14 protein-coding genes are annotated in these 12,753 nt (G+C 35.0%); 11 read left to right on the forward strand and 3 right to left on the reverse strand.

The window, feature by feature from the left end; translation table 11 throughout:
- Window positions 1-37: 37 nt before the first annotated feature.
- Both ahpC and ND812_RS00865 read right to left on the reverse strand, forming a co-directional pair.
- Window positions 38-601: an alkyl hydroperoxide reductase subunit C gene (gene ahpC / locus ND812_RS00860; protein WP_100744043.1), complete on the reverse strand. Its 564-nt coding sequence runs from the start codon at window positions 599-601 to the stop codon at window positions 38-40.
- A gap of 111 nt (window positions 602-712) precedes the next feature.
- Window positions 713-1,630 (reverse strand): hydrogen peroxide-inducible genes activator, encoded by a 918-nt coding sequence (locus tag ND812_RS00865; protein WP_265373858.1) that lies wholly within the window; start codon window positions 1,628-1,630, stop codon window positions 713-715.
- Between the two features lie 89 nt (window positions 1,631-1,719).
- Between ND812_RS00865 and ND812_RS00870 the strand changes: the two genes are divergently transcribed.
- From ND812_RS00870 to ND812_RS00920, 11 genes are all read left to right on the forward strand, one after another.
- Entirely contained in the window at window positions 1,720-3,645 is a 1,926-nt protein-coding gene (locus tag ND812_RS00870; protein WP_265373859.1) for a PP2C family protein-serine/threonine phosphatase, read from the forward strand.
- A gap of 8 nt (window positions 3,646-3,653) precedes the next feature.
- The gene (locus ND812_RS00875) at window positions 3,654-4,391 is read left to right on the forward strand and encodes a LytR/AlgR family response regulator transcription factor (RefSeq protein WP_265373860.1); all 738 of its coding nucleotides are present in this window, start codon (window positions 3,654-3,656) and stop codon (window positions 4,389-4,391) included.
- Between the two features lie 124 nt (window positions 4,392-4,515).
- Complete coding sequence (locus ND812_RS00880) at window positions 4,516-4,890, forward strand: LIC20211 family lipoprotein (protein WP_265373861.1); 375 nt, start codon at window positions 4,516-4,518, stop codon at window positions 4,888-4,890.
- A gap of 15 nt (window positions 4,891-4,905) precedes the next feature.
- Complete coding sequence (locus ND812_RS00885; RefSeq protein WP_265373862.1) at window positions 4,906-5,301, forward strand: hypothetical protein; 396 nt, start codon at window positions 4,906-4,908, stop codon at window positions 5,299-5,301.
- 35 nt (window positions 5,302-5,336) lie between these two features.
- Complete coding sequence (locus ND812_RS00890) at window positions 5,337-5,639, forward strand: hypothetical protein (protein ID WP_265375882.1); 303 nt, start codon at window positions 5,337-5,339, stop codon at window positions 5,637-5,639.
- Window positions 5,611-8,127, forward strand: coding sequence for a TonB-dependent receptor plug domain-containing protein (locus ND812_RS00895; protein ID WP_265373863.1), 2,517 nt, complete (start codon window positions 5,611-5,613; stop codon window positions 8,125-8,127). Before ND812_RS00890 ends, ND812_RS00895 begins: the two co-directional genes overlap by 29 nt.
- Entirely contained in the window at window positions 8,127-8,630 is a 504-nt protein-coding gene (locus ND812_RS00900; protein WP_265373864.1) for a hypothetical protein, read from the forward strand. The genes ND812_RS00895 and ND812_RS00900 overlap by 1 nt, the downstream gene beginning before the upstream one ends.
- 1 nt (window position 8,631) lies before the next feature.
- Window positions 8,632-9,246, forward strand: coding sequence for a MotA/TolQ/ExbB proton channel family protein (locus tag ND812_RS00905; protein ID WP_265373865.1), 615 nt, complete (start codon window positions 8,632-8,634; stop codon window positions 9,244-9,246).
- A 2-nt stretch (window positions 9,247-9,248) separates the two neighbouring features.
- A complete protein-coding gene (locus tag ND812_RS00910; protein ID WP_100728042.1) occupies window positions 9,249-9,650 on the forward strand; it encodes an ExbD/TolR family protein in 402 nt (133 codons plus the stop codon).
- A complete protein-coding gene (locus ND812_RS00915) occupies window positions 9,647-10,300 on the forward strand; it encodes an energy transducer TonB (protein ID WP_265373866.1) in 654 nt (217 codons plus the stop codon). The genes ND812_RS00910 and ND812_RS00915 overlap by 4 nt, the downstream gene beginning before the upstream one ends.
- Before the next feature lie 5 nt (window positions 10,301-10,305).
- Window positions 10,306-12,219, forward strand: a complete 1,914-nt coding sequence (locus ND812_RS00920) for a sensor histidine kinase (RefSeq protein WP_265373867.1) — start codon at window positions 10,306-10,308, stop codon at window positions 12,217-12,219.
- On the opposite strand, the gene ND812_RS00925 is transcribed toward ND812_RS00920, so the two are convergent.
- A complete protein-coding gene (locus tag ND812_RS00925; RefSeq protein ID WP_265373868.1) occupies window positions 12,197-12,751 on the reverse strand; it encodes an SCO family protein in 555 nt (184 codons plus the stop codon). The two genes, ND812_RS00920 and ND812_RS00925, sit on opposite strands and share 23 nt — an antisense overlap.
- Between the last annotated feature and the right edge of the window lie 2 nt (window positions 12,752-12,753).

A 12,753-nucleotide genomic window follows, 5' to 3' on the forward strand; every position in this document is an offset into this window, starting at 1 on the left:
CTCCTAGTTTAGGCGGGTAAAACCCGCCTAATTTTATTTAGATTTTTCCTACCAAGTCAAGACCTGGCTTCAATGTTGTATTACCTGGTTTCCACTTTGCAGGACATACTTCTCCGTCGTTGTTTGCAACATATTGAGCAGCTTGTACTTTACGAACCAACTCTTCCGCTGATCTTCCGATTCCAAGATCGTGGATCTCAGCAGTTTTGATGACTCCTTCTGGGTTCACTACGAATGTTCCTCTGAGTGCTTGACCATCGTCTTCAATCATAACTCCGAATCCTCTTGTGATTTTTCCTGAGGCATCACCTAACATTGGGAATTTGATTTTTTTGATTGTGTCACTTGCTTCATGCCATGCTTTGTGAACAAAATGAGTATCTGTTGAAACAGAATATACTTCTACACCCATCTTTTGAAGTTCTTCGTAATAATCTGCTACATCACCAAGTTCAGTTGGGCAAACAAAGGTAAAGTCTGCTGGATAAAAAACGAAAACAGACCACTTTCCAAGTACGTCTTTTTTACTAATTTTTTTAAAGGCACCGTTGTGAAAAGCTTCCGTTGTAAAGTCTGGAATTTGTGTGTTGATATTGGACATTCAAAATTCTCCTTTTCTTGTTAAGAAGAATATAGTCCATTTTAGATCATTTGTAAAATAAATGTTATAAATGATCTAATTTATAAAAACTATGAGAATGATTGATCGGATCTAATCTTGGCCTATGGACACCCCAATGACTTTGAATTTCTCTTTTTTATGGTACTCTTTTGGGATCACACTCAGAATTAAATTTGTAAGTTTATTTAAGATTTTTGTTTTATAAAATCCTTTTTTATATACCAAACTGATTTCTCTTGCTGGTTCAGGTGTTTGAAAAGGAACTATTCGTTCCGAAACCTTATCAACTGCTAATTTTGGTAATAAGGTAACTCCAATCCCCATATCCACCATCCGCTTTAAGGTTTCAACACTTCCACTTTCAATTTTTGCTAAAGCATTCCGATTACAAATCTTCAAAGATTGGTGGCGAAAACAATGTTCTTCTCCTAAAACCAATAATGGATACTTTTCAATATGCTTCATTGAAACTGAAGTAGATTTCTCTTTTGCATCCTTTGGGTAATATACAACAAATGGTTCATAATAAAGTTGGTGTTCAACGATATTGGAAATTTTGAGTGGAGTTGCAAGGATTCCTAAATCAATCTCTTCCGATTCCAATTTTTCAATGATGGTAAGTGTTGGTAATTCAGAAATTCGAAAATTAACTTTCGGAAATTCAGATTGTAACTTTTTATAAATCGATGGTATTAAATAATTACTCACTGTCGGTATGATACCGAGTGATATATTCCCTGCGGGTTCATCTTTCCATTGACCAGCAATTTCAAATAATTTGTCAGCTTCCTTCAAAGTTGATTTTGCTTGTTCGACAACTTCTTTACCTAATTTTGTTGTGATGATAGGATTTTTTTTTCGATCAAATAAATCAAAACCAAGTTCTTGTTCTACTTTTTGGATCTGTAAACTTAAAGTAGGCTGAGCAACTAAACAATGTTCGGCGGCTTTTGCAAAACTCTTAAACTGATCTAAAGCTACTATGTATCGAAGTTGAGTAATTGTCATAAATTTCCTTAAAAAAACGATCCTTTCATGGCTTAATCCAAAATTGAACTTGCATTCCCTTCAAACTACAATATCTTTAGCGGATAGCAATGAGAATTCTCTCATTTTTTTTCCCAATTTTTTTCTCTACGATCCTTTCCCTCGTAGCAGAACCTGTTAGCATCAGTGCTGATACGATCGTATCTCTCACTGAAAATTGGACATTTACCTCAAGCGAAACCACACGTCCCATCAAAGTAGGAAAAGGTCTCTCCTCACAAGGATTTCTTCCTCCTGTTCACGGTTATTATGAAACCACTTTTACATTCAAACCAAACAAAAAACCTCTAGGTATTTACTTAGACCGTGTCCAGGAGATAGACACACTCATAGTGAATGGAATCTCACTGGGTCAAACAGGTAAAATTTTACCCGATGGTTCTTATCTTCCCAATTGGTATTACAAACGACTTTATTACATTCCCAATGAAGTACTCAAAGAAAATTCTCCAAACCAATTAAAAATCGAAATCCATTTTCGAAACCAAACATTCCAAGGTGGTATTTTCAGAAGAATCCCTGTTATGGGAAATTATGACAAATTACAAGAACTGATTCTCTTGGAAGATGGAAGGGATTTTTGTTTTATCATGTTATTTTTTGGAATTGGAGCTTATCAAATTTTTTCAATTCTGTTGAAACGCCAAGCTAAAACAAATTTTTACTTATTGTTATCTACTTTGTTCTTTGTTATGTGGAGACTGCCTTTACTCAATATTAGTTATACATATACAGATTTTAGTTTTTTCTTTTGGTTAAAAGTATTTTTTACGTCGCAAACATTATTGCCAGTTTCCATATTTTTATTTAGTTATTCACTTTTCCAAAACAAACTCTATTTAAAAGAACGGTTGTTAGTAATTTTTCTCATCTCCGTTGCATTTTTCCAAACTTGGGATATTGAATTACCTACTCGAATTTTGTTATTGAGGATTTGGGAATTTACACTTTTACTAGTAGTCTTTTTTGTATTAAGAGCAGTGATTCGAGCAGCACGAGCCAAAAAAACGGAAGCTTACTTTTTATCAGTAGGTTTTGTTTGTATTTGTATTGGAGCAACATTTGATATCATTATTGATGTTACTTCTGGTAAAAATATATACCTAACTCAATATGGATTTTTAATTCTAATGATTCTTTCTGGTGTCGCCATTTCCTATCGAAATGCAAAAAACGAATCAGAACTTTCGATTCTCACAAAAGATTTGGAAGAAAGAGTCCGCGAAAGAACCATCGAACTCCGCGAAAAAAACCAAGATCTCGAACAAGACTTATTTTTTGCATCTCAACTCCAAAGTTATTTGTTACCAAAAAATCATCCGAATACTAAAGGGATTCGGATCCATACAACCTATTTGCCAATGAGGCAAGTTGGAGGAGACTTATATGATTGGGTTGAGTTGGATGAAAATAGATTAATTTTACTCATCGCAGATGTTGCTGGGCATGGTGTTCCAGCCGCTTTTGTATCATCAATGGTAAAAGTGCAATTTCGTGAATCCACCAAATCCATTCACTCTCCAAAACTAATTTTGGAACATATGAACCAAGCACTCACTTCTCTAGTGAGTCGTTATTTTATTACCGCATGTTGTGCATTAGTTGATACAAAAGAAAATACAATTATATTTTCTACTGCAGGGCATCCAAATCCAATTTTATACAACAAAATTCGCAAATCGTTTGAATTTATGAGCATCAAAGGTCCGATCATCGGATGGAAGGAAACTTTTACGTTCACTGAATGGAAACACCAAATTCAAAAAGGTGATCGGTATTTCTTTTTTACGGATGGAGTAACAGAAGCTAGAGCAGAAAATAAATTATTTGGTGAAGGCAAAATTCTTGATTTATTAGAGAAAGGTAAAAACAAAGACATCAAATCATTATCGCAAGAAATAGTTGTTCAAATTACTAAATATTCTGATGCAGAATTGAAAGACGATGTCACCTTTTTCTTTGTTGATATAATTTAATTATTTATATGGAATCGGCACCTTATTCAGTATTAATCATTGAAGATGAATATCCAGCTAGGATGTTAATGATGGATTATGTGATGAATTGTCCCGAATTAAAGTTAGCTGGAATTGCTGAAAGTGGTGACAAAGCAAACTCACTTTTGACTGAGAAAAAATTTGATATTGTATTTATGGATATCAATCTTCCCGTTATCAACGGTATGGATATCCTTAGATCCAATCGCTCCCAAGTTACATTTTTTGTGATCACTACCGCTTATAGTGAACATGCGGTAGAAGCCTTTGATTTAGAGGCTACAGATTATTTATTAAAACCATTTTCTTTTGAAAGATTTCGAAAGTCAGTAGAAAAAGCTCTTCGATTTTTACAGGAATCAAAACAAACAATTCCCGAAGAAAACAAAAACCAAATCCATTTAAAAATCCAGTCTGATTCAGCGGTATTTTTGTTACCATTCCCTGACATTCAATTTATTTCAGCAAATAACAAAAGTTGCGTGATCCACACAACGCAAAAAGATTATGAAACTCCAAAATTACTGAAAGAAATCGAAGAAAAACTGCCAAATTCTCAATTCATTAGAATCCATAAAGGTTTTTTAGTGAACTTGAGTTATGTGGCATGTTTACGATATGACAAGGGTGGTTCCTATACTATCCAACTCAAAAATGAGGATGAGACAACATTACCAGTTGGACGTTCTTATGCACAGTCCCTCAAAGAAGCCTTAAAACTCTAATTTTTTTAATTCACTCCCGTATAAGTAGCGTTCATTCCCATTCAAGTAGGGAATAAAGAAACTACGAATTATTCCATTGACTCTAACAACCCGCATGCGAAATGAACATGGACGGAGTTATCTTGTGAAAAAAATTATTTTATTGGTTCTCTCTTTTTTATTTTTATCTTTTGTATCCAATTGTGCCTCATCCTCAGTAGGAATTGCCACAAGTAACAAACCGATCCCGAATACTCCCTACGAAACAATCAAAACTGTAGATAAAACCTTTACTTGGTATGCATTTGACATTGTACTTTTTGGATTGCCCATTACCCAACCTCCAGTCGCCGATTTATACGAGAAAGTTATGGAAGAAGAATCAGGCGACGCCCTTGTGAATATTCGGTATTGGAATGATAAATCGATTTTTGGACCGATTACCAGATATCGATTTAATATCAAAGGTGATTTGGTAAAATTTACAAACTCACAAACTCCAACGAAGTTAAAAAAGTAAATTGAGTAATTGGATATGATTTTTAAAAAGTTAATACCAGTTAGTTTTCTATTAATGTCGTTTCAATTACTAGGTTGTATTGGCTCACATGTTCCTAAGGAAATCCATCTATACGACTCCGCAACAGTAGTCAGATCAACAGAATTTAAAATTTTAGGAAAGGGAACTGGTCAAGATTCAGCATTTTATTTATTAGGAATGATCCCAGTTACAAAAGCACCTAATGTAGAATTGGCGATGAGTCAAATTTTGGAAAAATATCCTACTGGCAAAACTCTAATCAATATCAAAATACAAAGAGAAGACAAGTCATATTTTCCTTTAGGCCTGGTGACTGTTGTTATCGTTACCGCAGATGTAGTTGGTCAACTGGAAGAAGATACTCCAGGGATTCAGAAGGAGAGTAAATGAAGGTTCACTTAGGAATACTATCATTTACCTTTTTCATGATATTTAATTGTGGATCTGGTGTTGATCGTGTGGAAACAAGCGATGCTCAGAGCCAAGTGTATGCGGCGGCTAAATTTGCCTCGGAGAAATGTGGAAATCCACTTCCCAATCCTCCACTTGTGATCGTAAACAAACCTATCCGAAGAAATTTAGATCTTTGTACGATAGCTATTACCCGAACAGAATGTCCTTTTTTAGGATACCCTCTTGTTTGTACTCTCATTTATCTCGAAAAAGAAACGGGCGATATCCCATGGTATTTAAACTTCAATGAAATCAGCAAAGTTCAAATTAAATAATTCAATTCTGATTGCGATTCTATTTCTTTTATCGGGTTTCCCTGCATATGCAGTCAGCATCAAAGCAAAACTGATTAATCCTAAAAAGGAAATAGCGGAAAAAAACCTTTCTGTACTAATTTTTGAAACTAAAAAATTTGCACAAACAGATGCCGAAGGTAATGTTACATTAGAATTCCCTTCTTCTGGAGAATACACATTACGTTTGTTACGTGACACTGGAATTCAGGAGATTCGAATTTCAGTTGGTAATGAAGATGAATCAAGAACTATTTATACTGAAAAAAAATCGACAGCACCTAAGTCAGGGATTGTAGTCGAAGGTGAAAGAGAAAAAACTGTAGCTTCCAGGACAAAAGTTAGATACGATGAAATCAAACGTATGCCAGGTACTTTTGGTGAGGCATTAAGAGCCTTAGAAACATTACCAGGTGTGATACCTAACATTGGCTTTGGAGGTGGTGCAAATGGAATCATCGTACGTGGGGCAAATCCTGCTGCGAATACATATCTTTATGATGATTTACCTATCTTATACCCGTTTCACTTAGATGGACTAACGTCTGTAATACACAATGATTTAATCAAATCAATTGACTTATATTCTGGGGCATATCCAGCAAACTTCAATAATGCGACTGGTGGTATTATCGAAATAGAAACTGTTGATTCTATCCAAAAAACAAAAGGCGCATTCCAAGTATCTCTCTGGAACACAACCGCGTATGCAGCAACACCAACATCAGGTGGAAAGGGTTATTTGGCAATTGCAGGAAAATTAGGTTACCTCGATAAAACTTTAGGTGCCAGTGGACTATTGCCTGAAGGAATCCGTTTACCGAGGTACAATGATTCGCAGATCAAATATGTTCATAACTTTACACCTGAACACCAAATTTCTTTTTATAATTTAACAGCACAAGATAACTTTGCTATCAATGTTCCTAACAAACCAGCAAACGATCCTACTTCGTCGCAACTTGCGTTACTTGGAGGCGCAAAAGCAAGTTTCGGACAAAGTTTTAGAACCACAGCACTCCGTTATACTTGGATTCCTGGAGATAAATTCCAAAATAGAATCACATTAATCAACTTCGATCCAATTGGTGAATACAATGTTGGCGTTGGTTCCATTCAAGGGAAACAATACCAAAGAGGAAGTTATGTTGGTGTTAGGCAAGATGCTTATTGGACAGCAACAAAATTCCTAAAAGTTGATTTCGGAACCGAAGTGCGTAGATTTTCCTTCCGAGATTATGGAACCGAAGTTGCACTCAGAGACCCAACAAACCCATCACCTAACCCTTATAATTCTGCGAATCCTGATTTTGTGGGAAGACCAATCAATATCCAAGGTAAATCACCATATTACAACGCTTATACTACGTTACATTTTAAATTCGGAAACTTCTTATTCGAACCTGGTGCTAGGTATGACTATGTGCAAGTGACTGGGAACGGTGCTTTAACCCCAAGAGCAACTGCTTCCTATACTTTTCCCGAAGTTGGGAAGGGTATGACTATTTATGGAAGTGGTGGAGATGTATCTCGTTTTCCACTGACTACAAATTTTAACTCAGAAACAGGTAACCCTGATTTAAGATTCGAACGTGCAAGGAAAATAAGTGCAGGGATTGATCAAAAAATTGACCAAGTATGGCAAGTGAAAGCAGAGTTTTTTAAAAACGAATTCACTGATACAATCATAGATGATCCATATGTATCTACTCCTGTTGGATTAAATCCCGATAAATCACGATGGTTATCACAACCTATTGTAGCCAACCGTCCCCTAAACTATTCCAACAGAGCTTCTGGTTGGTCACATGGTTATGAATTACTCATCCGCAAAAATGCAAGGCCTGGAACTCGTGACTGGTTCGGTTGGATTTCCTATACTTGGTCACAATCCTTTCAAAATTCTAACTTGTATCAGATTTATGATGGTGATACAACTCAAGTTGGTGGGATCGAAAGAAAAATCTTAGCAGCTTATTTTCCAAATTCAGTGGAACAGTTAGCACCTTGGGACCGTACTCATGTTGCAAACGTAATTTATGGTTGGAGAGTAAATGAAGGATACCAAATTGGTGGTCGATGGAGTTACTTGACTTCATTACCTTCCAGACCTATCGTAGGTGATGATGGTGGAAGATTTTCTAACCCATTAAATGGTTTAACCTATTGGAATCCACAGTATTCCAACAATCCATACACGTCAGAATATGGATATGTCAAAAGGGGAACCGATTATCACAGGTTAGATGTTCGATTTGATGTTTTTGAAAATTATTCGTGGGGATATTTAAACTGGTATTTAGAAATTGTAAACGTATATATGCGTAAAAACAAAAATGGATACGATTTTGATAATTCCAAACCATTCTCTGCTACAAATCCAAGAGAAAACGATACTTTCGGAACTCTACAATTACCTGGTGGAACCGTAATTCCATTTTTCAACGTAGGTATGGAGGTACATTTCTAATGAAATTTTTACCTTTTTTAGTTGTCATACTTATCTTTATCAATTGTGCCGAAGATAAAAAATTTGAAGATTCATATAAAGAAACATTATTACTTCAATACTTGGCTACCCCAAATGCCCCCCAAGAAACCTGTGAATCAATGATCACAAACAAAGATCTTTGTTTCCAAGCCAATTATACTGCAGTAGGGGCAAGTTTTACGTCAACCAGTGCGACAGTAAAAACACAAACCTGCCAAGGTCTAATCACGAGTCCATTGTATAAGAATTTATCTAGCATCGCGCAAACTTGTTCTTTTAATTGCCAATCGACTGATTGGAAAACTAAAACAGATGCGGGAACATGTGGACAATTAAGTTTTACTGCACTGATCGAAGCAAGTATTACAAGTCCAACTGCTACTGCTTGTTTGCGATCTTGTTTTGGTACGACAAACAATCAAATATCAAACGATCAAATCCCTTTGTATTTTTTATTTAATAACATTCAAGACGGAGATTAACATGCAGGAATATGTAGAATTAGGTGAAGAATTAGTTTTTGTTGCTATGGGAGTAGCAAGTGTTATTGCACTCGCTGTGTTTGCCGAAAGACTTATTTACTATAAAAAAACTTTGGGTAAAAAAAATGAAGATTACTTATCTGAAGTTAGAAACTCACTCCAAGAAGAACCTGAAATTCATTGGAAAACGGATGCGGGAGAAGAATCAATTTACAACCGATTCATTCAATTTGCATTAAAACAATTAAAACTCGGACGTAAAGGTCTAGATGAAAGCCTAGAAGGACAAATTTTATCTGAGAAATTAGAGTTAGAAAAACGATTACCAATTTTAAACACGTTAGGAAATAACGCTCCCTTTATCGGACTTTTAGGAACTGTCCTTGGTGTCATCAAAGCATTCTATGGGTTAGGGACACTGGGTAGCTCTGGTGCAGAGGTTGTGATGCGTTCTATCTCAACTGCACTCCTTGCAACGGCTGCTGGTCTTGCTGTGGCGATTCCTGTGGTAATGGCAAATAATTACTTTTCCAGAAAAGCAAAGGTGATTTTGCAAAACCTTGAAATTTTGAAAAAAGAACTACTCTCTTATCAAATGAATAAGACAAAGGTATAATTATGGCTGGAGCATCAGGACCACAAGACGAAGAAATCGGAAGTATCAATATCACTCCCATGGTGGACGTGATTTTAGTTCTTCTCGTAATTTTTATGGTAACAGCAAACTTCTTAAAAAAAGAAAGTTTAAATATTAATCTACCAAAAGTGCAAGCTGCCGATCCAAACGTAGCGGAATCAGTTCAAGTAGCAATAACCAAAACAGGTGCCATTCTTTTAGAAGGAAAAGACACTGATATAACAGGCCTTGTTCGAAACTTAGAAAGAGAAGCCAAAATTAGACCTAACATGCGTTTGACATTATCTGCTGATGAGAGTTTGCCTTATGGAAAAATTACGGAGCTGATGGGAATCATCCGAAAAGCCGGAGTGACAAAAATCGCCCTCAGTGTAAAAAAATGAATCGTTTTGTTGAACTCTTAGTTAAGTTCAAATCTTCTATCAAACAAAATAAGGAACGTGTCTTTCATATTTGTTTGGCTGCAAGTTTATTCATTCATACCGCAACTTATGCAGGGTATCGAATCAGCCAACTCAGAGGGGATGAAGTTGTAGAAGATTCTGCTTTTGAGGATGTAGATGTAAATTTTGAAGAGATTCCTCCAGAGTTAATTGGAGGCACATCTTCACCAGCACCTATTGAAAAACAAGAATGGGTTGAAGGAAGTAACAAAGATAAGGCGGACGAACCAGACAATTCTGATATCAATCCAAATCAATTATCTGGGAACGGCACTGACAAGGATGGTTATTTGTTTTCATTTAATGGAGACAAAATGCCGACTGCTATCATCGACTTTGATTTAAAGGAATACTTTCCACCTCAAGCAAAAGCAGCGAACATAATGGAAAAACAAGTGGTACTACTTGTCCAAGTTAATGAAGACGGAAGTCTACAATCCGCAAAAATTGTATCCGGAAGAGCTGGGTATGGTTTTGATGAAGCTGCTTTAAAACTGATTAAAAGAGTACGTTTTAGCCCTGGTTATGTGCAAGGCCAACCCAAAAAAATGGCGCATCGTTTGCCGATCACTTTCTCACTTGAAGACTAACTTAAATGGGAATTACAATAGGCAAATTTTTAGAAAAACCATATCTATCAATTTGCTTATTGTTTTTAATTACTTCTGTTTCGATTACTTCTTATGTTTATTCACTTTTAAAACCTAAAGACAATTCGATTTCCGAATACTACTTATCTGAAAATGCTGATTATTTTGTTGGAGATATTCCAGCAGATGATTCCGGCCAAATTGACTTTCAGAAAATGCATAAAGTGTATTGGTTATCCTCATCGGGTTGGATTAATGACGAGGAATTCAAACGAATTACGGATTCAGAGTACATTTGGCTAAGATCAAAATCTTTTTCAACGATTGAAAATGAAGAACTACATTTCCTACTAGAACATGCAGGATTAAACATTGAAATTTTTAATGAATTTGGTGAATCCATTTTTAAATACGGAGAATTTAAGGATACACAGTATTTACCAAATATTTTCCAATCTAAGTTTTCCTGGGTAAAAATCCCAAAGGATAAATCACAATACTATTATTTACGATTATTTCATAAAAAAGGTATTCTATTTTCTATCACCATTATTGACAATTTAATCGGAAAACAAACTGCCCTTTACCGAGAGATCGCTTTAAAAAATTTAACCACCATCTTTTTTCATTCATTTTTTATGATGATTGGAATCATTTGTGCGTTAGTCTATTTTATTGAATACAAAAAACAATACAACATACTCCTAGATTTTTCTTCTTTTTCTCTATGTTTTGGAATTTTAGGATTAACCTCAAATGAATTTATTCGTTACCTATTTACCAATACCCAAACATTATATGTTTTATCTATTATTTCTGCCAACTTTGTATTTATACCAATGTTATCAGGTGTTAGGAGATTGTTCGGAAGTGGATCATTCAAAGCGTTAGATTACCTAATCTACATTGATGTTTTTATTTGTTCACTGACAACTATACTAGTATTTTCCCTTCCGTTTTCGGATATTTCTCATTCATTTCTCATCAGTACTCGCAGTTTTTTTATCTTATTCAATTTGATCAATATCTTGGGACCAATTTTTATCACGTATGAAGCTTGGAAAAAAGGAAGTAAGGAAGCACTTGGTCACTTCATTGGTTTTAGTATTACTTTATTCTTAGTGATTCTAGAAATATTTTTAGCAATCAAATACAATGATACTTCTCCTTCAGGAATTGTTTTTTGGGGTGTTTTATTTGGAGTGATCTCGCAAGGATTTGCTTTGGAAAGAACATTGTTTAACGACAGGCAAAAAGCCTTACTCTACAAAGAAGATTTACTAAAAGCTGAAAAAACTCTAAAAGAAAGTCAGTTAAAAACATTACAAACAAAAATGAATCCACATTATTTGTTTAATTCACTGAATACAATTCATGCATTACACAAAATCAAACCAGAACTCATTGGTGATGCGATCATGAGTCTTGCCAATAATTACCGTTTTATTTCTGACAGAACAGACAGAGATTGGATTCCATTCGAAGAGGAGTGGAATTTTTTAGAAGACTACTTACACTTACAAAAACTTAGATTTTATGATACAATTCAAATAGACTTTAAAAAAACTGGGGATTTTTCTTCCGTTATTTTACCTCCTTTGTTGTTACAACCTATCATTGAAAATTCATTTAAACATGGATTTAGAAGTACGTCAGCTGTACAATTCCAATTATTCATTCATGCAAAGATGATCAAAGATTCAGTGTTTAGTTTTGTTGTGTACGATAATGGAACAGGAATTTCAGATGATTTATTATCAGACAAACAAAAGTTAATGAGTCGTTCTTTAGGAAACATCAAAGAAAGACTCAAAAATCTTTACACTGACTTTAGCTTTGAAATTACAAAAAATTATCCAGAAGGAACAAGAACAGAAATCGAAATCATATTAACTTCTAAAGTTCAGATATCTTCCTAAGTTCAGTTGCAAGTGCATTTCCAGATACCCCACCTGGAAATGTTTTGATGGTTTTCTGATTTTGATCCAATACATAAATAAAATTGGAGTGATCAATCCTGTAAGAATTTCCTTCTCCAACCTTTTCTTTCACAATTCCAAATATTTTTGTCAAAGTCTCTAAACTTTCAACGTTCGGAGAGAGAGCAGTTAAATTTTTGCTGGGAAAGTTTTTTACATACTTTTCTAAAGTAGCCGGAGAGTCTCTTTCAGGATCCAATGTAATAAATACAAATTGAAAGTTTTTAGCACGTTCCCCCAATATCAATGAGGCCCTACCAAAATTTGTCAATGTTAGTGGGCACATATCTGGACAATGTGAAAATCCAAAGTATAATACCGACTTTTTCTCAGACCAAAATTGTGGGTTTAAACTGTGGCCATCGGGAAGAACAAATCCTAACCGATTCCATACTTCTTGATTCAGTGCATTTTTTGATTGGCATCCAAAACTAACGAAAAAAATAAAAATAAAATAGATCAGTCTAATCATAA

The sequence above is a fragment of the Leptospira limi genome (assembly GCF_026151395.1).
GTDB classification, from domain to species: Bacteria; Spirochaetota; Leptospiria; order Leptospirales; family Leptospiraceae; genus Leptospira_A; species Leptospira_A limi.

Coding starts and splice junctions, on each gene's coding strand:
- ND812_RS00910 (WP_100728042.1), top strand. CDS start 9,249: ATGGCTGGAGCATCAGGACCACAAGACGAAGAAATCGGAAGTATCAAT.
- ND812_RS00865 (WP_265373858.1), bottom strand. CDS start 1,630: ATGACAATTACTCAACTTCGATACATAGTAGCTTTAGATCAGTTTAAG.
- ND812_RS00925 (WP_265373868.1), bottom strand. CDS start 12,751: ATGATTAGACTGATCTATTTTATTTTTATTTTTTTCGTTAGTTTTGGA.
- ND812_RS00900 (WP_265373864.1), top strand. CDS start 8,127: ATGAAATTTTTACCTTTTTTAGTTGTCATACTTATCTTTATCAATTGT.
- ND812_RS00885 (WP_265373862.1), top strand. CDS start 4,906: ATGATTTTTAAAAAGTTAATACCAGTTAGTTTTCTATTAATGTCGTTT.
- ND812_RS00870 (WP_265373859.1), top strand. CDS start 1,720: ATGAGAATTCTCTCATTTTTTTTCCCAATTTTTTTCTCTACGATCCTT.
- ND812_RS00890 (WP_265375882.1), top strand. CDS start 5,337: ATGATATTTAATTGTGGATCTGGTGTTGATCGTGTGGAAACAAGCGAT.
- ND812_RS00875 (WP_265373860.1), top strand. CDS start 3,654: ATGGAATCGGCACCTTATTCAGTATTAATCATTGAAGATGAATATCCA.
- ND812_RS00895 (WP_265373863.1), top strand. CDS start 5,611: ATGAAATCAGCAAAGTTCAAATTAAATAATTCAATTCTGATTGCGATT.
- ND812_RS00905 (WP_265373865.1), top strand. CDS start 8,632: ATGCAGGAATATGTAGAATTAGGTGAAGAATTAGTTTTTGTTGCTATG.
- ND812_RS00915 (WP_265373866.1), top strand. CDS start 9,647: ATGAATCGTTTTGTTGAACTCTTAGTTAAGTTCAAATCTTCTATCAAA.
- ND812_RS00920 (WP_265373867.1), top strand. CDS start 10,306: ATGGGAATTACAATAGGCAAATTTTTAGAAAAACCATATCTATCAATT.
- ahpC (WP_100744043.1), bottom strand. CDS start 601: ATGTCCAATATCAACACACAAATTCCAGACTTTACAACGGAAGCTTTT.